Consider the following 21,786-nt stretch of genomic DNA (forward strand, 5'->3'; position numbering starts at 1 on the left):
TTCAGACCCCCGCAGCGGCCAGCTCGGCGGCCCGCTCGGCCGCGCCATCCATCGTGTCGACCCGCTCGATCAGCGGGTTGTTCGCGCCGTCGAGGATCGCCCGGCCGGCCTCGGCGTTGTTGCCGTCGAGCCGGACGACGAGCGGCTTGGTGACCTGCTCACCGCGCTGCTCGAGCAGGGCGAGAGCCTGCACGATGCCGTTCGCGACCGCGTCGCAGGCGGTGATGCCGCCGAAGACGTTGACGAAGACGCTCTTCACCGACGGGTCGGAGAGGACGATCTCCAGGCCGTTCGCCATGACCGCGGCACTCGCGCCGCCGCCGATGTCGAGGAAGTTGGCCGGCTTCACGCCGCCGTGCCGCTCACCGGCGTACGCGACCACGTCGAGCGTGGACATGACCAGCCCGGCGCCGTTGCCGATGATGCCGACCTCGCCGTCGAGCTTGACGTAGTTGAGGTCCTTCTCCTTGGCGGCCTGCTCCAGCGGGTCCACCGCGGCCTGGTCGACCAGCGCCTCGTGGTCCGGGTGCCGGAACCCGGCGTTCTCGTCCAGGCTCACCTTGGCGTCGAGCAGCAGCAGCTTGCCGTCGCCGGTCTTGGCCAGCGGGTTCACCTCGACGAGCGTGGCGTCCTCGGCCACGAAGGCCTTCCACAGCCCGACGGCGACCTCGACGACCTGGTCGGCGACCTCGGCCGGGAAGCCGGCGGCGGTGACGATCTCGCGCGCCTTGGCCTCGTCCACCCCGGTGACCGCGTCGATCGGGGCCTTGACGACCTTCTCCGGGGTCTCGGCGGCGACCTGCTCGATGTCCATGCCGCCGGCGACGCTGGCGATGCAGAGGAAGGTGCGGTTCGCCCGGTCGAGCAGGTAGGAGAAGTAGTACTCCTCGGCCACGTCCGCGGTCACGGTGATCATGACCTTGTGGACGGTGTGGCCCTTGATGTCCATGCCGAGGATGTCGGTGGCGCGGGCCACCGTCTCCTCCGCGCCCTCGGCCAGCTTCACGCCGCCGGCCTTGCCCCGGCCACCGACCTTCACCTGCGCCTTGACGACCACCCGGCCGCCGAGGCGTTCGGCGATCGCGCGGGCCTCCTCCGGGGTCGTGGCGACGCCGCCGGCGAGCACGGGCAATCCGTGCCGCTCGAACAGGTCCCGCCCCTGGTACTCGTACAGGTCCACGATTGCGCGTCCCGTCCCGTCTCCGCGGCGCGCCGTCGCGCCGCCACCAGCGTTCAGAAAACAGTTTGACGCCTGTCATCAGTTGAAACAGGCCATTGGCCGCAGCCTAGCGAGGTGGACACCGGTGGCAACCGAGCGGGTGCGTGGTGTGCGGTAATGCACAACCCTGCCCCGTACGCGCCGGATTCCGGACTTCAGCGGTTCACGTCAACCGTCCGGGCGATGTTGCCGCGGGTGCGTAACCCCTCCGCGGGGGCGTCGTTGAGTCAGATGTCGGAGCGCTGGTCAGCGCGATGACGGGAGACGGCCGATGCCCTGTCGGTCGAGGGGTGGCGGCGGGGCATCGTGCATAGAGGGGCCGGACGTGTGAGGGGTGCGTCCGGCCCCTCCCCCGTCTCCAGGTACCGGTGGTCGCCGCTCCGCTGAGCGGCACCACCGGCACTCAGCTGACCGGCTGCGCGACGTTCTCCCGCACCCACTCCACGATCGACGTGGTGGTGGCGCCCGGCGTGAAGATCTTGGCGACCCCCAGCTGCTGCAACTCGGGGATGTCGGCGTCGGGGATGATGCCGCCGCCGAAGACCACGATGTCCCGCGCGTCGCGCTCGGCGAGCAGTTCGAGCACCCGCCGGAAGAGGGTCATGTGCGCACCGGAGAGAACGGAGAGCCCGACCGCGTCCGCGTCCTCCTGGATCGCGGTCTCCACGATCTGCTCCGGAGTCTGGTGCAGCCCGGTGTAGATGACCTCCATGCCAGCGTCCCGCAGGGCACGGGCGACCACCTTCGCGCCCCGGTCGTGGCCGTCCAGACCCGGCTTGGCCACGACGACCCGAATACGAGAGCTCATCAGCGCACACCTTTCACCGGCTCCGCGGCCAATCACCTGAACGAACGGTAACCCGGGCGGGCGGGGGCGGGAAGTCGGGGCCGGGAACGTCACCCCGGGGCGGCGTCGACGGGCGGGGCAGGCGCGTACGGGAGGGGCGCCGGCGCCCGTGTCGTCAAGCCGGACTACTCCGCCGCATCGGTCACGCTGCGCGACGAACGGACAGTAAACGGGGCACCGAACGGCGGCACGAGGCATAACAATCATGGACGCAAACGGACAGAACGACACGCCAATTCGGCGGTCTGGCTTGTGACTCGTGTGGCGGTTGGCTAACGTGTCCACGGTTGTCATCAGGTCCACGGACGGGTGACGACGCGACCCGCAGACGTTCACCGGCGCTTCACCGGCCGTCCGCGAGCCGCTTCGGAACCCCGACAACGGAGGGTGTGCGTGCGCCAGCGCCTGTCGTCTGAGCCCGATAGATATCGCGGCCGCCGCCGTGTACCCACCCCGCCGCGGAGCCGCTACGCCGCAGTCGTCACCACCGCCTTCGTCGGCGCCGGCGTCGTCGCGCTCGGCGCGGGCGCCCTGCCCGACGCGAAGAGCGTCAGCCCCACGGTCCTCGACGAGCTTCGCCAGGCCTCGATCACCAGCCAGGACGCCGCGGCCCGTGCCGACACCGCCGAGCGCGCCTCCCGTGACAACTCGCGGACCGACGAGGCCGGTGAGCCCGACGTCTGGTTGCTGCCCCTCCAGGGCTACGACTTCAAGTCGCCCTACGGCATGCGCTGGGGGCAGCTCCACACGGGCGTCGACCTGGTCGCCCCCGAGGGCACCCCGTACGTCGCGGTCCACTCCGGCACGGTCACCAAGGCCGGCTGGTTCGGTGGCTACGGCTACGCGGTGATCGTCCAGCACCCGGACGGCAGCGAGGCGATCTACGGGCACTCGTCGGCCGTCAGCGTCCACGAGGGGCAGCAGGTCAAGGCCGGCGACCAGCTCGGTCTCGTCGGCAACACCGGCCACTCCTACGGCTCCCACCTGCACCTCGAGGTGCATGTCAAGGGCGAACCGGTCGACCCGGTGCCGTGGCTCCAGGACCGCGGAGTGGACATCAAGCTACAAGTGGAGACGTACTACAACGACGTAGCGGCGTCCTGACGCTGCGCATCGTTCCTTCACCGCCCGGATCGACCGATCCGGGCGGTTTCTTTCTGCCCTCCTCCCCGCGAAGTAACCCGCGCCACTCCCGCGACTGTGACGGGTGCCACCAGCGCTCATGATCAGATAGCGGGACGAACCCGTCGACCGGTGCCGAACCGGGCGGCAGGCGACACCGTGGCGGGCGGGCCGCCGCGACCCCTCGGTGGGCCGCCCACCCGCCCTCACCAGGATCGTTCGGGTCCGACCCCCCTCGACTCGTGAAGGTCCACCCCGTGCAGGAAGACAGCGCCATCCAGAACGAGCAGCCCACCGACGCCACGGTGGTCCGGCACCGGCGGCCGGCCGGTCGCGTCCGGCTCCTCGTGGTCGGGGCGGTCGCCGTGGTCGGCCTCGGCGTCGCCGGCGCCGCGATCGCCACGACCGGCGGTGACCAGACCCCGACCCCGGTCTCGGTCGACGCGCAGGCCCGTGCCGACGCCGCCGCCCGTGCCGACCGCTCGGCCCGCGAGTCGAGCACTCCGGTCGCGCCGACGACCACACCGGCCAGCCCGACACCGAGCCCGACCAGCGCCAGCCCCTCGCCCTCGGTGAAGCCGACCACCGCGAAGCCGAAGCCGAAGAAGACGGTGAAGCCGAAGCCGGCCTGGGTCATCCCCATGAAGGGCGCGACCATCACCTCCTGCTTCGGTCCGCGGTGGGGCACCCAGCACGCCGGTATCGACTTCGCCATGCCCGCCGGCACCCCGATCCACGCCGCCTTCGGCGGGACCGTGGTCAAGGCCGGTGACGCCGGCGACGGGTACGGCAACTCGGTCTTCATCGACCACGGCAACGGCTACCTGACCCACTACGCCCACCAGAGCCGCCTGATCGTGAGCGTGGGCGACAAGGTGACCGCCGGCCAGGTCATCGGCTACGAGGGAGCCACCGGCGACGCCACCGGCCCGCACCTGCACTTCGAGGTGCACCAGGGCCAGATGTGGAACCAGATCGACCCGGCGCCGTTCCTGAGCGCCCGGGGCATCGACGTGGCCTGCTGACGGCCACGGCACGAGGGAGAGGCCCGGTCCCGGCGGTCACGCCGGGCCGGGCCTCGCCGTCTTTCCGGCGCCGGACGTCAAAGCTTGTCGATCGGTGCGTGCCGGAGCACCAGCCAGAGGGTCTGGTCGCCGAAGTCGATCTGGGCACGGGCACCCGGGCCGTGCCCTTCCACGACGATGACCCGGCCCAGGCCGTAACGCTGGTGGTTGACCCGGTCGCCGGCGGCCACCTTCGGCGCCTGCGGAAGCTCGCTGGCGGTGGTCAACCGGCTGCCGTCCACACCGAGCTGCCGCGCCAGCTGCGCCGCCTTCGGGGTGCCGCCGGTGAAGCCGCGCCCGCCGGGCACGCGGTCCGCGCGCCCTCCCACGCCGCCGCCCCCGCCGGCCCACGAGGTGTACGACCCCTCGGTGCGCTCCCAGCGCACCAGCTCCGGCGGCAGCTCCTCCAGGAACCGTGACGGCGGGTTGTAGGCCGGCTGCCCCCACGCCGAGCGGGTCACCGCCCGGGACAGGTAGAGGCGCTGCCGGGCGCGGGTGATCCCCACGTACGCGAGCCGCCGCTCCTCCTCCAGCTCCCGGGTGTCGCCGAGCGAGCGCAGGTGCGGGAAGACGCCGTCCTCCAGGCCGGTCAGGAAGACCACCGGGAACTCCAGCCCCTTCGCCGTGTGCAGGGTCATGAGGGTGACCACGCCCTGGTGCTCCGGGTCGTCGGTGGGCACCTGGTCGGCGTCGGCGACCAGGGCGACCTGCTCCAGGAAGCCCGCCACGGTGGCCCGCTCCCCCTCGTCGCCGGTCGCCTCGATGCGCTCGGTGTACTCGCGGGCCACGCTGACCAGTTCCTGGAGGTTGTCGACGCGGCCCGCGTCCTGCGGGTCGATGCTCTCCTCCAGCTCGGTGAGGTAGCCCGAGCGGGTGAGCAGCGCCTCCAACACCTCCTCCGGGGTGCCCGTCTCGGCCAGCTCGCGGGCGCCGTCGAGCAGGGCCACGAAGTCGGCGATGCCGTTCGCGGCCCGGGTCGAGATGCCCGGCGCCTCCTTGGCCCGGCGCAGGGCCGCGCCGAAGGAGATCCGGTCCCGGCTGGCGAGCGCCTCCACGCACGCCTCCGCCCGCTCGCCGATGCCCCGGCGCGGGGTGTTCAGGATCCGGCGCAGGCTCACCGTGTCGTCGTCGTTCACCACGGCCCGCAGGTACGCGAGCGCGTCGCGGACCTCCTTGCGCTCGTAGAAGCGCACCCCGCCGACCACCTTGTAGGGCAGGCCGACCCGGATGAACACCTCCTCGAAGACACGGGACTGCGCGTTGGTGCGGTAGAAGACCGCCACGTCGCCCGGGCGCGTCTCGCCCGCGTCGACCAGCCGGTCGATCTCCCGGGCCACCCAGTCGGCCTCGGCGTGCTCGGTGTCGGCCACGTAACCGACGATCCGCTCGCCCGCGCCGGCGTCGCTCCACAGCCGCTTCGGCTTGCGGGACGTGTTGCGGTCGATCACCGCGTTGGCGGCGTTGAGGATCGTCTGGGTGGAGCGGTAGTTCTGCTCCAGCAGGATCGTCCGGGCGTCGGTGAAGTCGCGTTCGAACTCCAGGATGTTGCGGATGGTCGCGCCCCGGAACGCGTAGATCGACTGGTCGGCGTCACCGACCACGCACAGCTCCGCCGGAGCCAGCCCCTCGGTGCCGGAGACCAGTTCCTTGATGAGGACGTACTGGGCGTGGTTGGTGTCCTGGTACTCGTCGACGAGCACGTGCCGGAACCGGCGGCGGTAGGTCTCCGCGACGTGGGGGTGCGACTGGAGCAGGTGCACCGTCGTCATGATCAGGTCGTCGAAGTCGAGGGCGTGCGCCTCGCGCAGCCGGCGCTGGTAGAGCGTGTACGCCTCGGCCAGCGCCCGCTCGTTGGGGCCCTTGGCCCGGGCCGCGAACGCCTCGGGGTCGACCAGCTCGTTCTTCAGGTTGGAGACCTGGGCGGCGAGCCCGCGGGCCGGGTAGCGCTTCGGGTCGAGATCCAGCTCCCGCGCGACCATCTGCATGAGCCGGCGGGAGTCGTCCGCGTCGTAGATCGAGAACGTCGACTTGAGGCCGGCGTGCTCGTGCTCGGCGCGGAGGATCCGGACGCACGCCGAGTGGAACGTCGACACCCACATGAGCCGGGCGCGGGGGCCGACCAGCGCGGCGACCCGTTCCTTCATCTCACCCGCGGCCTTGTTGGTGAAGGTGATCGCGATGATCTCCCCGGGGTGGACGTCGCGTGCGGCGAGCAGGTAGGCGATCCGGTGGGTGAGCACCCGGGTCTTGCCGGAGCCGGCACCCGCGACGATCAGCAGCGGGGAACCGGCGTGGGTGACGGCGTCACGCTGCGGCCCGTTGAGGCCGGTGAGCAGCGCCTGCGGGTCGAGGCGGCGGCCGGCGGACCCGGACCGGTGCGGGCGGGCCGGCGCCGGCTCGGACGCGGGCGGGGACGCGGAGAGGTCGAAGAGAGGATGCATCGCACGGCGAGTCTATGCCGCCGGCCGGACACTCCCGGACCGCGCACGCCCGGCAGCACCCCGGCGATGCGCCGCGGGCCCGGTGCGACCGGCGCCGGTCGACTCCGCAGCGCCGATGGGAGCGTGGGGGCAGCCCGGTTGGTGGGAATCCTTGCGCGCCGACGGCCGACGTGGGCATACTCGACGGCGTGTTCGGTCAGCGTTACTACTTTTACTACGGCACCGGGAGTCCGGCAGCCGTAGGTCGCGCCTGATCACAGACCTGCGAAAAGCCCCGGGCTCCTGGAGCCCGGGGCTTTTCCGTCCCCGGGATCCGGGCACCGGGCCCGATGTCCGAGGGGTACGGCGATGATGACAGACGTGGCACAGCGAGACGGCGGCCCGGCGCGCTGCGACGGCGACCGGTCCGGCACGCCCACCGGGCCGGACGGCGCGACGGAGCCGCCCACCGTGCGGGACGGCACGACGGAGCCGCCCACCGGGGCGGACAGCGCGGTGGAGCCGCCCGCCGCGACGGTCGCCGCGACCGAGCCGCCGGCCGCCGCCGGCCAGGCGGGCGGGGACGCGTCCACCCCGGCCGACCGCACACAGGACCTGGACGCCGGCACCCGGGAGCCCGCGGCGGCGGCCCGCATCCTGGACATCCGCAAGCGGATCGACGAGATCGACCAGGCGCTCATCGACCTCTGGCAGGAGCGGGCGCGCCTCTCCCAGGAGGTCGGCGCGACCCGGCGGGCCTCCGGCGGCACGCGGCTCGTGCTCTCCCGGGAACGGGAGATCCTGGAGCGTTTCCGTACGGCGCTCGGCGCCGACGGCACCCAGTTCGCGCTCCTGCTGCTGCGCGCCGGCCGCGGCCCGCTCTGACCGCATCGCCTCCCCGTGCCGGCCCGAAACGCGGAACCGCCTGCCGGTGTCTCGTCGACACCGGCAGGCGGTCCGGGGGGTGCGTCAGGCCTCGTGGGTGGCCACGATCTCCCGCTTCTCAGCGAAGTGGCAGGCGCTCGGGTGGTCCGAGCCCTGCCGGATCTGGAGCAGCGGCACCTGCTGGGCGCAGATGTCCTGCGCCTTCCAGCACCGGGTGCGGAACCGGCAGCCCGACGGCGGGTCGGCCGGCGACGGCACGTCACCGGTCAGGCGGATGATCGCCTTGTTCTGCCGGACGGTCGGGTCCGGCACCGGCACCGCGGAGAGCAGCGCCTGGGTGTACGGGTGGGTCGGCCGCTCGTAGATCTCGTCCTCGGTGCCGATCTCCACGATCTTGCCGAGGTACATGACGGCGACCCGGTCGCTCAGGTGCCGCACCACGGACAGGTCGTGGGCGATGAAGACGTACGCGAGACCGAACTCGGACTGGAGCTGCTCCAGCAGGTTCATGACCTGGGCCTGGATCGAGACGTCCAGCGCCGACACCGGCTCGTCGCAGACGATGATCTCCGGACGCAGGGCGAGCGCCCGGGCGATGCCGATACGCTGCCGCTGCCCGCCGGAGAACTGATGCGGGTACCGGTTGATGTGCTCCGGGTTGAGGCCCACCAGGTCGAGCAGTTCCTTGACCTTCCTACGGCGGCTGCCCTTCGGCGCCACCTCGGGGTGGATCTCGAACGGCTCACCGATGAGGTCGCCGACCGTCATCCGCGGGTTCAGCGAGGTGTACGGGTCCTGCATGACCAGCTGGATCTGGCGGCGCAGCCGGCGCAGCCCGCCACCGGACAGCTTGGAGATGTCCTGCCCCTTGTAGAGCACGTTGCCGGCGGTCGGCTTCTCCAGGTTCATGAGCACCCGGGCCAGCGTCGACTTGCCGCAGCCGGACTCGCCCACCACGCCGAGCGTCTCGCCCTGGCGCAGCTCGAAGGAGACCCCGTCCACCGCCTTGACGTGGCCGATGGTCTTCTTGAACACCACACCCCGGGTGACGGGGTAGTGCTTGACCAGGTCGCGGACCTCGAGGATGTTCTCAGTCACGGTTCACCAGCTCCTCGGCGAAGTGGCAGGCGCTGGCCCGGCCGGCGCCGATCTGCAGCAGCGGCGGCACCTTCTCCCGGCACACCGGCTGCGCCATGGGGCAGCGCGGGTTGAACGGGCAGCCCGGCGGGATGTTCATGAGGTTCGGCGGGAGGCCCTTGATGGTACGGAGCTGCTGCCCCTTCTCGTCGAGCCGCGGGATCGAGTCGAGCAGGCCGAGCGTGTACGGGTGCGCGGGCTTCGCGTACAGGTCGTAGACGTCGGCTTCCTCGACGATCCGGCCGGCGTACATGACCGCGATCCGGTCCGCGACGTCGGCCACCACGCCGAGGTCGTGGGTGATCAGGATCATGCCCATGTGCCGCTCGCGCTGCAGCTCGGCCAGCAGGTCCATGATCTGGGCCTGCACGGTCACGTCGAGCGCCGTGGTCGGCTCGTCCGCGATCAGCACCTCCGGGTCGAGCGCCAGCGACATGGCGATCATCGCCCGCTGCCGCATGCCGCCGGAGAACTGGTGCGGGTAGTTGTTGAACCGGCCCTTGGCGTTCGGGATCTTGACCTGGTCGAGCATCTCGATCGCGCGCTTCTTGGCGTCCGAACGGCTCATGCCGCGCCGGACGCGGAACTGCTCGGCGATCTGGAACCCGACGGTGAAGACCGGGTTCAGCGCGGAGAGCGCGTCCTGGAAGATCATCGCGATGCCCTCGCCGCGGATGCGGCGGCGCTCCTCGAAGGACATCTTGAGCATGTCCTTGCCGTGGAAGCGCACCTGGCCGCCGGTCACGAACCCGGGCGGCGTGTCGAGGATGCCCATGATGGTCTGCGCGGTGACGCTCTTGCCGGAGCCGGACTCGCCGAGCACGGCGAGGGTCTCCCCCGCGTCGACGTGGTACGTGACCCCGTTGATGACCTTGGCGACGCCGTCGCGGGTACGGAACTCCACCCGGAGGTCGTCGACCTCGAGCAGGCGGCCGGACGGGCGCCCCGTGGGGCCCACGGCGGACTGCTCGGACACGAGAATGTCGGACAACTGGATCTCCCCTAGCGGAGTTTCGGATCGAGGGCCTCGCGAACCGCCTCACCGAGCATCACGAAGCTCAGGACGGCGGCGACGAGGAACGCGGCGGGGAAGAAGAGCAGGTACGGAGCGACCCGGATCAGGTTCTGCGCCTCGTTGATGATGATGCCCCAGGACACGACGGGAGACTTCAGCCCGACGCCCAGGAAGGACAGCGTCGCCTCCGCGCCGATGAACGAACCGACCAGGATCGTGCCGTAGACCAGCAGTGGCGCCAGGCAGTTGGGCAGCAGGTGCTTGAGGATGATCCGGCCGGTGCCCGCACCGAGCGCCCGGGCCGCCACGATGTAGTCCGCCTCCTTGGTGGCCAGCACCGAGGAGCGCATCAGCCGCATCACGACCGGCCAGCTCAGCACCACCAGGGACGCGATGACGAGGCCCTTGACCTCCCAGGCGCTGTTGCTCGAGCCCGACCCGTTGAACGTGGTCAGGATGACGATCGCGCCGAGCACGAACGGCAGGCCGAAGAAGACGTCGGCGATCCGGGACAGCAGGGCGTCGACCCAGCCGCCCCGGTAGCCGGCGATCATGCCCATGGTGCCGCCGATCAGCAGGGTGCCGATCACCGACAGCAGTGCCACCACGATGGACGCGTTGGCGCCGTAGATGGTCCGGGCGAACACGTCCTGGCCCTGGATGTCGTAACCGAACCAGGCGTGTCCGGAGGGCTTCTCCAGGCTGCGGCTCAGGTTGCCGGCGGTCGGGTCGGCCGAGGTGAACAGCGACGGGAAGGCGGCCATCACCACGAAGATCAGGATGAAGACCGCGGAGATCCAGAAGAGCGGCTTGCGCCGCAGGTCACGCCAGGCGTCCCCGAGCAGGCCACGGGGCTTCTCCCGGCGGGCGTTCTCGGGCAGGCCGGCGTTGGTCGCGCCACCGATCTCGGTCGGCTCGTGCGACGGCGGTGTGGAGACGATCGAAGCGGCGCTCGGGTCACTCATAGCGGATCCTCGGGTCCAGGGCGGCGTACAGCAGGTCCACCAGCAGGTTCATCAGGAGATAGACGAGCACCAGGATCACCACGATGGAGACCACGGTGGCGCTCTCCTTGGTGACGATCGACCGGTACACGATCCGACCGATGCCGTTGATCTGGAAGATGCCCTCGGTGACGATGGCGCCGCCCATGAGGGCGCCGAGGTCGGTGCCGAGCAGGGTGACGACCGGGATCAGCGAGTTGCGCAGCAGGTGCACACCGACCACGCGGCGCATCGGCAGGCCCTTGGCGATGGCCGTGCGCACGTAGTCGGAGCGGCGGTTCTCGGAGATGCTCGTGCGGGCCACCCGGGCGATGTACGCCATCGAGATGCTGCCCAGCACGAAGCCGGGGACGATCAGCTCGGGGAACCGCATTTCGCTCGACACGGTGGGCTCGATGATGCTCAACTGCACACCGAGCACCCACTGGAGCACGAAACCGATGACGAAGATCGGCAGCGCGATCAGGAAGAGCGTGGAGATCAGGACCAGGTTGTCCAGGAAGCCGTTACGCCGCAGGCCCGTGACCACACCGGCGGTGAGGCCGATCAGCGCCTCGATCGCCAGGGCCACGACGGCCAGCTTCAGCGTGTTGGGGTACGCCGTGGCGATGATGTCGTTGATCGAGCGGCCGCCGAAGGTGGTGCCGAAGTCCCCCTGGAAGAGGTTCTTCATGTAGGTGGCGTACTGCACGTAGAGCGGCTGATCCAGCTGGAACTTCTCGGTCATCATCGCGACGAAGCCGGGCGGGCACGGCCGTTCGCCGCACTTGCCGGCGAACGGGTCGCCGGGTACCGCCCAGACGAGCCAGTAGATGAGGAATGTCGTTCCGATGAAGACCGGGACGAGTTGGAGCAGCCGTCTCAACAGATAACGGCCCATGGGGTGGTCCTCCAGACAGGGGGCGCGTCGGTGACCGACACGCGTGACGACGTGTCGAGGGGCATTTTGCACCCCTCGCGGAACGGCCCCAGGTCGGGCTCACCTTGTAGGTGAGCCCGACCTGGGTCAGACCGTACGGCTCAGAGCTCGACGGAGGTGATGTCGATCTCGCCGACGTTGGTCAGCTCCACCTTCTTGATCTTCTCCGAGTGGCCGGACTGCTGGCCCTGGAAGTAGACCACGATGGACGGAGTGTCCTGGTCGATGATCTTGACAGCCTCGGCGAACTTCTCGTGCGAGGCCTCCAGGCTCGGCGCGCCACTGGCCTCCTTGGCCAGCGCGTCGACCTGCGGGTTGCTGTACTGGCCGTCGTTCGAGGAACCACCGGTCACGTAGAGCGGGTTGACCCAGTTCTCCACGTCCGGGTAGTCCTGCTGCCAGCCGGCACGGTACGGGCCCTTCATCTTGTGGGCGTTGATCTGCTCACGGAAGACCGCGAAGGTCGGGATGCCCTCGGCACGAGCGTTGATGTTCAGCACGTTCTTCACGCTCTGCGCGACGGCCTCCATCCACTCCTTGTGGCTGGCGTCCGCGTTGTAGTAGAAGACCATCTCGCCCTGGAAGCCACCGGCCTCGGCCAGGAGCCGCTTGGCCTCGTCCGGGTTGAACTGGCAGGCGGTGCAGTTGCCGGCCTTGGCGCCCGGGGTCAGCGGGTTGGCCCAGCTGTCGGCCGGGGTGCGGTTACCGAAGAAGATCTTGTCGGTGATCTCCTGCCGGTTGATCGCCAGCGAGACGGCACGACGCAGCTTCGGGTCCTGGAAGCGCTTGTCGTAGATCGGGAAGGCGATGATGCCGGTCGACGGCGTGGTCGACTGGATGGCCCGGTCGCCCAGGTCGGCCTTCCACTTGTCACCGGCGAGCGCGGAGACCGGGACCTGCTGCTGGAAGTCCAGGTTGCCGGCGAGCAGGTCGTTGTAGGCCGCCGTGTCCTCCTGGTACAGCTTGACGTCGACGTCCTTGATCTTCATCTTGTCGCGCAGCTGGTAGTCGTCGAAGCGCGTCAGCTTGATCATGACGTCGTCTTCCCACGACACGAACTTCACCGGGCCGTTACCGATCGGCTTGCGGCCGAACTCGTCCGGCTTCTGGGTGAAGAACACGTCCGGCAGCGGCACGAAGGCGCTGTAGCCGAGCTTGGTGGGGAACACCGCGGTCGGCGCGCCCAGGGTGACCTCGAAGGTGTAGTCGTCGACGACCTTCAGGCCGGACATCTCCTTGGCCTTCGGCTCCGGCGCCGGCTTCGGGCCGTCGCCGTCCGGGTCCTCAGACTGCACGTCGTCGAAGCCCTGGATGTCGGCGAAGAAGCTCGAGTTCTGCGCGCCGTTCGGCGAGTACGCCGCCCAGTTCCAGGCCTTCGTGAAGTTCGCGGCCTTCACCTCGGACCCGTCGTGGAACTTCAGGCCCTTCTTGATCTTGATGGTGTAGACCTTGGAGTCCTGGGTCTCGATCGACTCCGCCACGGCGTTCTGCGGCGCGCCGCCGTTGTTCGGGTACTCGACCAGACCGGTCCACAGGTAATCGATGATGGCACCGCCACCGGTCTCGGTGGTGTTCGCCGGAACCAGGGGAACCTCCGGCTGGGTGCCGTCGATGACGATGGCGCCGTCTGCGGTGTTGCCGGCGTCGCCGCCGTCGTCGCTGCCCGAGCAGCCGGACGCGATGAGCGCGACCGCCGCGCTCAGCGCGATCGCGCTACTCGCCCGCTTCGAGACTCTCATTCCGAGGGGCCTCCTCTTTCTAACCTGGTTCCGTCGTGGGTTTCACGCACGTGTTCGGGGGTGACGCCAACCGGCGGCCGCGTACGCGGGCCGCCGAGAACCACTGGGAAATCGGGACACCCCTGATGTACCGATCCGCCGGGCCACCCCGCCCGGTCGGGCTCGACACCGCGCACGCGTCGCTGCCACGGATCGCTGGCGACAGCGATGTGCGTGGTCATCAGGCCGTACGGGGTGCCTCACACGGGGGGCGAGGTGCTTGCCACTGTGACACTCACCCGCCGGTTCCGTGAAGATGCCGTTATCAAGACGTTAGTTGCCCGCCACGTTGCCGATACTTGAGAAAAGATCATGAAACATGCCGCTCTTACCGCTCTGAGCAGGTACGACATGCTCCCACCGGCTTTTCTGCCGCGGCGTACGCTCGGACCCCGTGAGCTTTCCCGCCTCCGCTCCCCTACTCTCCGACGCCCGCCGGGCACTAGCCGTTTTTGCCCATCCGGATGACGTGGACTTTGGCTGTGCGGGCACGATCGCCGGCTGGGTGGATGAGGGTATCGAGGTCGCCTACCTCGTCGCCACCCGGGGGGACGCCGGGGGTTTCGACGAGACCGAGCGGGCCGAGATGCCCAGGCTGCGCGAGGCGGAGCAGCGTGCCGCCGCGGCGGCGGTCGGCGTACGCCAGGTGGAGTTCCTCGACGGCTACCGCGACGGCGCGCTCGCGCCGACGATGGACCTGCGCCGCGACATCACGGCGGCGATCCGCCGGTTCCGCCCCGACCGGGTGCTCACCAGCTCGCCGCTGCGCCGCTGGGAACAGCTTTCCGGGCCGAGCCACCCCGACCACCTGGCCGTCGGCGAGGCCGTCACCTGCGCCATCTACCCCGACGCGCGCAACCGCTTCGCACACCCGGACCTGCTCGCCGAAGGGTTGGAGCCGTGGGTGGTGCGCGAGGTCTGGTATTTCGGCGGGCCGTCGCCGGACCACGCCGTCGACATCACCGACCGCTTCGACCGCAAGGTGGCGGCGATGCGGGCCCACCGTTCGCAGACCGACCACTTCGAGGTCGAGACGTGGATCCGCGACCGGCTCACCACCGTCGCCGACAACGCCGGGCTGCCGCCCGGCCGGCTGGCCGAGGCGTTCACCGTCCTGCGCACGGAGTGACCGGGGCGGCGCCCACCCACCCCGGACACGGTCCGGCCCCGGCACCGCGGAAAGCGGTGCCGGGGCCGGACGGAACGGGATCAGGCGGTGAAGCGAACCCGGCGGCGGCGGACCACCAGCACGGTGCCCACGCCGGCGGCGAGCAGCAGCACGCCGGCGATCACCGCGGTGGCGATCGGCGAGCCGGTCAGCGGCAGGCTGCCGCCGTTGCTGGCCGGCGAGGTCGACGGCGCGGGGGTCTCACCCGGGGTCGACGGCGACGCCGAGGGCGAGGCGGTGGTCGACGGCGACGGGCTGGCCGAGGGCGAGGCCGACGGCGAGGTCGGCGTGGTCGGCGCAGCGCCGAAGCTGGCACCGGCCTCGGCCGTCACCTTCTCGTCGGTGCTGCCACCGAGGATCAGCTTCTGGTGCTTGTTCTTGCCGCCGGAGAAGAGGAACACGCGGCCAAAGGACACCGAGCCCTTGGCGGCCAGCGAGACCTGCACCTTGCCGGCGTCCGTGGCGGTCAGCCAGAACTGGCCGCCGTTGGTGGTCGTGGTGACCGCCTTGCCGTCGGCGTCGACGGCGGTGCCGCCGGTGACCGCGAGGGCGATCTCGCCGGCCGGGCCGGTGACGGTGAACGGGCCGGCCTTCTCGCCGACCGTCGCGGTGGCGTCGGCCGGGTCGACCTTCAGCTCCGCGCGCGGCTCCGGCTGGTCGGTGGCGTGGGCCACCAGGTAGTCGTGCACCTTCTTGACCACGGCGTACTGCTTCTCGCCGAGCAGGCCCTTGCCGTCGACGTAGTCACCGAGGGTGATGCCGTCGCTGAAGTGCCAGACGGCGGTCTGGGTGCCGAAGTACAGCAGCTTGTCCAGGTCCGCCTGGGCCGGCGCGGTGACGTCGGCGGCCTCCAGCAGCTTGGCGGAGTCGGCGTTCGGGTAGCCGTGGGTCAGCACCCACTGCACCTTGCCGAGGTTCTTCACCTCGGACTCGCCCCAGGTGCCCTCCTGGTACTGCTTGTTGGTGGCGACGGGCGTGTGGAAGTCGATGCAGAAGACGACGAGACTCTTCTGCTCCACCTCGAGCGCCAACCGGCCGACGCCCTGCGCGTGGCCGTTGAGCATCAGGGTGACGCTGCTCTTCGGAACGGCCCGCGCGATGCCGGTGGCCGGCTCCGCGGCGGCCGGGGCGGCGGCGCCGAGCGCCAGCGCACCACCGGCGACGACGGCCGCGGCGACCCGCGCCCAGCGCCGTCCTCGTTGTCCGATCATGAAATTGTCTACCTCTCCCCAGGGGTGGCCCGCCCGTGGCGGGAATGCGAGAGCCGCCGTTCCCGCGGGATGCGCACCACCCGCACGCGAGAACGCGACGGGGAATTATGAGATGCCGATTGATCGTTTGTCAGCCCCTACGGGCGGCATCCGTCGCATGTGTCCTGTTTGTGCGGGGAGAGGAATAGATCACACCAAGCGCCGGTCGGCAGCCCAACGGGAGAGTTCGTACCGGTTGGACATCTGGAGCTTGCGCAGCACGTTGGACACGTGGGTCTCGACCGTCTTGATCGAGATGAACAGCTCCTTGGCGATCTCCTTGTACGCGTACCCCCGGGCGAGCAGGCGCAGCACCTCACGCTCGCGGTTGGTGAGCTGGTCCAGTTCCGGGTCGGCGACCGGGGCGTCCGGCCGGGCCGCGAAGGCGTCCAGCACGAATCCGGCGAGCCGCGGACTGAACACGGCGTCCCCGTCGGCCACCCGACGGATCGCGGCGGTCAGCTCGTCCGGGGAGATGGTCTTCGTGACGTAACCCCGGGCGCCGGCCCGGATCAGCCCGATCACGTCCTCGGCCGCGTCCGAGACGCTCAACGCCAGGAACTTCACCTGCGGGTGCGTACGCCGCATGGCCTCCAGCACCGCCCGCCCACCCCCGTCGGGCATGTGCACGTCGAGCAGGACCACGTCCGGCAGGGTCGCGGCGATCCCGGTGACCGCCTCGGCCACCGCGCTCGCCTCGCCCACGACCTCGACGTGTGCGCCGAGTTCGGCGCGTACGCCGGCGCGGAACATGGCGTGGTCGTCCACGAGGAACACCCGCAGCCGCTGGGGGCGGCCACCCGTACCCTCGACCGGTTCCATCGACTGCTCGGACATCGTCACCTGTCCCTTTCCGCTGTGGACGAGTCACCGGAGATCGGCAGGATCAACCGGATCTCCGTACCCTCGCCCGGCTCGGACCGAATCTCGGCCCGGCCGCCGTGCCGCTTCATCCGCCCGATGATCGAACCACGGACGCCGTGCCGGTGGTCCTCCACCGTATCCGGGTCGAAGCCCTTCCCCCGGTCGCGGACGAAGACGCTGAGCTGGTCGGGCTCCACCTCGGCGTACAGCGACACGGTCTGCACCCCGGCGTGGCGGGCGGCGTTCACCAGCGCCTCGCGGGCGGCGGCGACCAGCGCGCCTACCCGCTCGTCGGTCTCCCGGTCCCCCACCACGACCGCCTCGACGGTGATCGCGAACGTGTCCTCGACCTCGGCCGCGGCCTGCTCCAGCGCGGCACCGAACCGCTCGGTCGGGGACCCGGTGGGCTTGTAGAGCCAGTTGCGCAGGGAGCGTTCCTGCCCGCGGGCGAGCCGCTGGACGGTCTTGATGTCGCTCGCGTTGCGCTGGATCAGGGCGAGGGTGTGCAGCACCTGGTCGTGCACCATCGCGGCCAGCTCGGCCCGCTCCTGCTCGCGTATGCGCCCCTCGCGCTCCGAGCGGAGCTGGTTGTACGTCCGCCACAGCACCGGCGCGGCGACCACGCCCACCCCGGCGAGACCGACCAGCGCGAAGATCACGCCGTTGATCACCGCGTCGAGGTTCTGCGCCGGGGAGTAGACCGCGGCGACGCCGATGATGCCGACCGCGACCAGCACCCCGCCGCCGATGAACCGCAGCACGAAGGCCCGCCGGTCGCTCTCCTCGACGACCGCGCCGAGCCAGGGCACCGGCAGCGCTTCGCCCCACTGCCGGCGCCGCTCCGGCGCGGACTGGTGCCAGATCACGCCCGCGCCGACCGCGATGATCGCCACCAGCCAGCCGGCGGTGCCCGCGGCGCCCACCGAGTCGAAGACCATGACCTGCACCAGCAGCACGCCGAGCCCGATGGCCACGAACGGCAGCAACTGGCCGATGTCGCGGCGCGGCGGCACCCCGGTGTCGCCGGGCCGCAGCGGCACCACGGCCCAGAAGGCCGCGTAGAGCAGCAGGCCGAGCCCGCTCAGCCCGAGCAGGACCATGAAGGCCACGCGTACCCGCAGCACCGAGATCCCGAGGTGGTCGGCGATGCCGGCGGCCACCCCGGCGGCCATCCGGTGCTCCGGGGCGCGGTAGAGGCGCGGTGGCGGGCTCGCGGTGCTGATCGCAGACTCCCTGGTGACGGTGGTGGTCTCTGTGGTGACTGTGGTGGTGCCGGGTGGCCCCGGCGAGGATCGGGGTACGCCAGCCGTACCCGGTTCCGATCGTCACACGCTGCGGCGGGTGCCGACCACGGGGACGCCCCGGACATTCCGGCGGCCGGGATCTCAGGGTGGCGTCAGGGTCGGGTCCTGAGGTCGTTCGGGCGGGTGGGGCAGCAGGATCGAGGCATGAACGAGGAAGCTGCCCAGTCGCCCCACCCCTCGGCGGCGCCGACGGGTGGGACCACCCCGCCCGGTGCCGCCGGCTGGACCGGGCCCGCCACGGCCGGCTCACCGGTCCCGGCCGGCCCGCAGGCGGCGGGCCCGGGAAGCGGTGACCGGCCGACGTCCGGTGCGGGCCCCGTGTCGGGTCCCGCCGGGTACGGCCCGGGGCCCTCGGCGAGCGCCGGCCCGATCCCGGGTGCGGCGGGCGGCACCGGCGTGCCCGGTGCCGGCGGCTTCGGGGGTCCGGGTGGGGTCGGTCCTGGCGCGGGCGGCTACGGCCCGGCGGGTGTCGGTCCTGGCGCTGGCGCGGGCGGCTACGGCCCGGGGGGTGCTGGCGGCTACGGCCCGGGGGGCGCTGGCGCTGGCGCGGGCTACGGCCCGGGGGGTGCCGGTCCTGGGGCGCCATTCGGGTACGGCGCGGCCGGCTTCGGCCCGGCGGGTGGATCGGGGGCGGCCGGTGGTGGCGGTGGCACGCCGCCCCCGGCCGGCGGTCCCGCCGGCGCCGCGGGCGGGCCGCCGCCGGGAGCGGCCGGCTTCACCACGCGGTACGGGCTCGTCCGCCCTCGTGACGGCCGATACCTGGCCGGCGTCTGCGCGGCGATCGGGCGCGCCACCAACACCGACCCGGTGCTCTGGCGGGTGCTGCTCGCGGTGCTCGGGTTCTTCGGCGGGGTCGGCATCCTCGTGTACATCGCGGCGTGGCTCATCATCCCCGGCGAGGGCGACAGCGCCTCCCCGGTCGAGTCGATGCTCGGGCGCGGCCGCTCCAGCATGTCCCCGATCACCGTGATCGTGCTCAGCATCGTGGCCGCGGTCGGCTTCGGCTACATCGTCACCGACGCCTTCCGGGCCGTGCTGCTCGGCGCGGCCATCCTGATCGGCGGCGCGCTCCTGCTCAACCGGCAGCAGCGGGGGACGCAGCCCGCCCCGGCCGCCGCACCGCCGCCCACCGCGCCGCCCGGGCCGGTGCCGCCGGTCGCGTACCCGGCACCCGATCCGTACGCCGCGCCGCCCACCGTCGACGTGGCCACCGCCCCCGGCACGCCCGCGCCCGGTGTCGGTGCGCCGGCCCCGTCGGTGCCCGCGGACGTGACCGCCGCGCCCGCCGGTGCGGCGTCCCACGCCGGCACTCCGGTCTCCGGTGCCCCGGTCAGCGGGTCCACGCCGGTCTCCGGCGGTGCTCCGGACGGCGGGTCCACGCCCGTGTCGGGCGGTGCCCCGCTCGCCACGCCCGGGCCGGTCTCGGGTGGCACCCCGGTGGGCGGCACCGCGCCAGTGTCCGGGGCGGCGCCGATCGGCGTACCCACGCCGGTCTCCGCCCAGCCCGCGGATCGCACCGCCGAGCTGCCCGCCTGGCCGCCGGCCGCCCCGCCCGTCGGGGCGCCGCAGGGCCCGGGCGTGACAGCCGGTTGGCCCGCACCGCCGGCCGGTGCCGGGTCCGGGGGCGGTCAGCCCGCCGCCACGGCGTACGCACCGACCGCGCCGCTGCCCTCGGGCGGCTACCGGCCACCGTTCGCGCCACACGGCCCGTACGCCTCGCAGTCGGCGGGCGGTCAGCTCCCGCCGCCACCGCCGAAGCCCGCCAAGCAGCCGAAACGGCCCAAGGAGCGGTCCCCGCTGGGCGCGGTGACGTTCTCGCTGATCTTCCTGGCGCTCGGTGCGGTCGCCGTCCTCGACCTGGTGAACGCGTTCGACGTGGGCGCCTCGGCGTACTTCGCCGCGGCACTGGCCACCATCGGTCTCGGGCTGCTGGTCGGCACCTGGTTCGGCCGGGCCCGCTGGCTGATCGCGCTCGGCCTGGTGACGGCGGCGGCGCTCGCCGTGGGAACGGTCGCCGAGTCGTACGACCGGTTCCGGGGCGTGGACGGTGCGGTGACCTGGGCGCCCACCAGCTACCAGGACCTCGCCACCCGCTACGAGAACAGCCTCGGCGACGCGGTGCTGGACCTGCGCGCGGTCGACTTCGACAAGCGGAACACCGAGATCACGGTCTCGGTCAACCTCGGCAAGGCCACCGTCGTGGTACCGCCGAACGTCGACGTGACCACGGTGGCCGACGTCAACGCCGGCGACGCCACCATCTTCGGGCGGCACCAGCCCGGCCCGGCCGGCCGGTCGCGGGAGATCACCGACCTCGGCCCGGACGGGGCCGGCGGCGGGACGCTCCGCCTCTTCGTCCACATCAACGCCGGAAGCCTGGTGGTGACTCGGTGAAAGCGCACCGTACGGACCTCGTCTCGTTCGCCTTCGGGCTGCTCTTCCTCGCGCTCGCCGCGTGGTGGCTCTCCGCCCAGCTGCTCGGGCTCGCCCTGCCGCCGGTCGGCTGGTTCCTGGCCGGCGCGCTGATCGTGATCGGCGTGCTGGGTCTGGTGGGCGCCCTCCGCTCCGGCCGGTACGCCGACCGCGACGCCACCGCCAACGCCGGCGGACCCGTTCCCGGCGAGCCGGCCGGTGGCCAGGCTCCCGACGAGTTCAGCGTCGGAGCGGTCCCGGGCGCGCGGACCGGCGAAACGGTCCCGTACCTGCGGGCCGGCGAAACGACCCCGGGCCTGCGGGCGGGTGAAACAGTGCCGGGCGAGCGGGCCAGCGAGACGGTCCCGGGCGAGCGGGCCGGCGAAACGGCCCCGGGCCTGCGGGCCGGGGCGGCGGTCGGCCCCACCGGGAGCCCGGTCGTCGAGCGGCCCGTCTCCGGTGACGGCCCGGGTTGGGGCGCCGACCGGCCCACGTCCGGCGGGATCCTCCCGGGCTGGGGGCCGGAGCAGCCGACCACCGGTGGCATCCACCCCCGCTGGGAGTCCGAGCAGCCGACGGACGCCATCCACCCTCGGTGGGAGTCCGAGCAGCCGACCGACGCCACCCACTCCCGCTGGGAGTCGGAGCACCCTACCGACGCCATCCACCCGGCCTGGCGGGCCGACCGGACTGCCGAAGCGACGGACGCGACCGACGCAACCCGGCCGGACGAGACCGGGACACCCCGACCGGCGGACGCGACCGGCGCAACACGGCCGGCGGACGCGACCGGGGACCGCTCAGCCGACTCGGCCGACGACGCCGATGCGGCCGGGGCGGGCGGGGCGGCCGACGAGCGGCCAGCCGAGGCGATCACCGACACCCCGGTTACGGCGACCGAGGACCGGCCGAGCAGCGGCCCCGGCACCGACCCGTGGCCGGACACCCCCACCGACGAGGACAGCCCGCGGCGTTGACCGGCCTGGCGGCGGTGCCTAGCCGTGTGCGGACCGCCGTCGTCGCCGGTCCCGCCACCCATGATCGACACACCTTCCAGGAAGTCGCGGCGTCCGAGCGCCCCGGACACCGCAATATCCAGGAAGCCGAGTCGATCAAGCGCCAGCCGGCGGCCCCGGGCAGGGCGAACACGTCCCTCGATCAACACCAGATCGCCGAAGTGGCGGCGTGCAGCGCACCGGGACACCGCCACACCGGCGAAACGGAGTCGACCAAGGGCGGAGTCCGGGCTCGGCGCGACCGGTGACCCCGGCTGTCGGTGGGCGGGGTGGATCGGCGCCGACGGGGCCGAATTCCACCTCGGTGCCGGCCGGCCAAATTCCACCTCCGGCCGGCGGTCGCCGTCGTCCCCGAGGCGATC

General features: G+C 71.8%; 17 protein-coding genes and 1 pseudogene. 7 read left to right on the forward strand and 11 right to left on the reverse strand.

The features are described from left to right. Position 1: 1 nt before the first annotated feature. Together sucC and D7193_RS18730 are read right to left on the reverse strand one after the other, a co-directional pair. Positions 2–1,180, reverse strand: a complete 1,179-nt coding sequence (gene sucC, locus D7193_RS18725) for an ADP-forming succinate--CoA ligase subunit beta (protein ID WP_120780809.1) — start codon at positions 1,178–1,180, stop codon at positions 2–4. 442 nt (positions 1,181–1,622) lie between these two features. Further along, complete coding sequence (locus D7193_RS18730) at positions 1,623–2,027, reverse strand: coenzyme B12-dependent isobutyryl CoA mutase small subunit (RefSeq protein ID WP_120780810.1); 405 nt, start codon at positions 2,025–2,027, stop codon at positions 1,623–1,625. Between the two features lie 432 nt (positions 2,028–2,459). On the opposite strand from D7193_RS18730, the gene D7193_RS18735 reads away from it, so the two are divergent. Then, positions 2,460–3,170 carry a M23 family metallopeptidase gene (locus D7193_RS18735; protein WP_120780811.1) on the forward strand — a complete coding sequence of 237 codons (711 nt, stop codon included), beginning with the start codon at positions 2,460–2,462 and terminating at the stop codon, positions 3,168–3,170. Between the two features lie 275 nt (positions 3,171–3,445). Further along, the gene (locus D7193_RS18740; RefSeq protein WP_120781363.1) at positions 3,446–4,213 is read left to right on the forward strand and encodes a M23 family metallopeptidase; all 768 of its coding nucleotides are present in this window, start codon (positions 3,446–3,448) and stop codon (positions 4,211–4,213) included. Positions 4,214–4,290: 77 nt separating this feature from the next. On the opposite strand, the gene pcrA is transcribed toward D7193_RS18740, so the two are convergent. Further along, positions 4,291–6,693, reverse strand: coding sequence for a DNA helicase PcrA (pcrA, locus tag D7193_RS18745; protein WP_120780812.1), 2,403 nt, complete (start codon positions 6,691–6,693; stop codon positions 4,291–4,293). Between the two features lie 495 nt (positions 6,694–7,188). On the opposite strand from pcrA, the gene D7193_RS18750 reads away from it, so the two are divergent. Next, a complete protein-coding gene (locus D7193_RS18750; protein WP_377456139.1) occupies positions 7,189–7,557 on the forward strand; it encodes a chorismate mutase in 369 nt (122 codons plus the stop codon). 84 nt (positions 7,558–7,641) lie between these two features. Here the strand turns inward: D7193_RS18750 and D7193_RS18755 are convergent, their stop codons facing one another. From D7193_RS18755 to D7193_RS18775, 5 genes are all read right to left on the reverse strand, one after another. Next, a complete protein-coding gene (locus D7193_RS18755; RefSeq protein WP_120780813.1) occupies positions 7,642–8,655 on the reverse strand; it encodes an ABC transporter ATP-binding protein in 1,014 nt (337 codons plus the stop codon). Then, positions 8,648–9,670 carry an ABC transporter ATP-binding protein gene (locus D7193_RS18760; RefSeq protein WP_120780814.1) on the reverse strand — a complete coding sequence of 341 codons (1,023 nt, stop codon included), beginning with the start codon at positions 9,668–9,670 and terminating at the stop codon, positions 8,648–8,650. Before D7193_RS18760 ends, D7193_RS18755 begins: the two co-directional genes overlap by 8 nt. A gap of 26 nt (positions 9,671–9,696) precedes the next feature. Continuing rightward, positions 9,697–10,674, reverse strand: a complete 978-nt coding sequence (locus tag D7193_RS18765; RefSeq protein WP_120780815.1) for an ABC transporter permease — start codon at positions 10,672–10,674, stop codon at positions 9,697–9,699. Continuing rightward, complete coding sequence (locus D7193_RS18770; RefSeq protein WP_120780816.1) at positions 10,667–11,593, reverse strand: ABC transporter permease; 927 nt, start codon at positions 11,591–11,593, stop codon at positions 10,667–10,669. The genes D7193_RS18765 and D7193_RS18770 overlap by 8 nt, the downstream gene beginning before the upstream one ends. Positions 11,594–11,733: 140 nt before the next feature. Then, complete coding sequence (locus tag D7193_RS18775; protein ID WP_120780817.1) at positions 11,734–13,371, reverse strand: peptide ABC transporter substrate-binding protein; 1,638 nt, start codon at positions 13,369–13,371, stop codon at positions 11,734–11,736. Between the two features lie 433 nt (positions 13,372–13,804). On the opposite strand from D7193_RS18775, the gene D7193_RS18780 reads away from it, so the two are divergent. Next, on the forward strand, positions 13,805–14,539 hold the full coding sequence (locus tag D7193_RS18780) for a PIG-L deacetylase family protein (protein ID WP_120780818.1): 735 nt from the start codon (positions 13,805–13,807) through the stop codon (positions 14,537–14,539). Positions 14,540–14,619: 80 nt separating this feature from the next. Here the strand turns inward: D7193_RS18780 and D7193_RS18785 are convergent, their stop codons facing one another. From D7193_RS18785 to D7193_RS18795, 3 genes are all read right to left on the reverse strand, one after another. Beyond that, positions 14,620–15,789: a thioester domain-containing protein gene (locus tag D7193_RS18785; protein WP_120780819.1), complete on the reverse strand. Its 1,170-nt coding sequence runs from the start codon at positions 15,787–15,789 to the stop codon at positions 14,620–14,622. A gap of 189 nt (positions 15,790–15,978) precedes the next feature. Then, positions 15,979–16,665, reverse strand: coding sequence for a response regulator (locus D7193_RS18790; protein ID WP_120780820.1), 687 nt, complete (start codon positions 16,663–16,665; stop codon positions 15,979–15,981). 2 nt (positions 16,666–16,667) lie between these two features. Beyond that, the gene (locus D7193_RS18795) at positions 16,668–17,864 is read right to left on the reverse strand and encodes a PspC domain-containing protein (protein WP_241563194.1); all 1,197 of its coding nucleotides are present in this window, start codon (positions 17,862–17,864) and stop codon (positions 16,668–16,670) included. A gap of 450 nt (positions 17,865–18,314) precedes the next feature. Here D7193_RS18795 and D7193_RS18800 point away from each other — a divergent pair, with 450 nt between their 5' ends. From D7193_RS18800 to D7193_RS33275, 3 genes and pseudogenes are all read left to right on the forward strand, one after another. Next, positions 18,315–20,390 (forward strand): PspC domain-containing protein, encoded by a 2,076-nt coding sequence (locus D7193_RS18800; RefSeq protein WP_377456140.1) that lies wholly within the window; start codon positions 18,315–18,317, stop codon positions 20,388–20,390. Beyond that, a pseudogene (locus D7193_RS18805) lies at positions 20,387–20,570 on the forward strand (hypothetical protein); the annotation flags it as partial. The gene D7193_RS18800 and the pseudogene D7193_RS18805, both read left to right, overlap by 4 nt. Positions 20,571–21,411: 841 nt before the next feature. Further along, the gene (locus D7193_RS33275; RefSeq protein ID WP_147434420.1) at positions 21,412–21,672 is read left to right on the forward strand and encodes a hypothetical protein; all 261 of its coding nucleotides are present in this window, start codon (positions 21,412–21,414) and stop codon (positions 21,670–21,672) included. Positions 21,673–21,786: the final 114 nt, after the last annotated feature.

This window comes from Micromonospora costi (assembly GCF_003626655.1).
GTDB classification, from domain to species: domain Bacteria; phylum Actinomycetota; class Actinomycetes; order Mycobacteriales; family Micromonosporaceae; genus Micromonospora; species Micromonospora costi.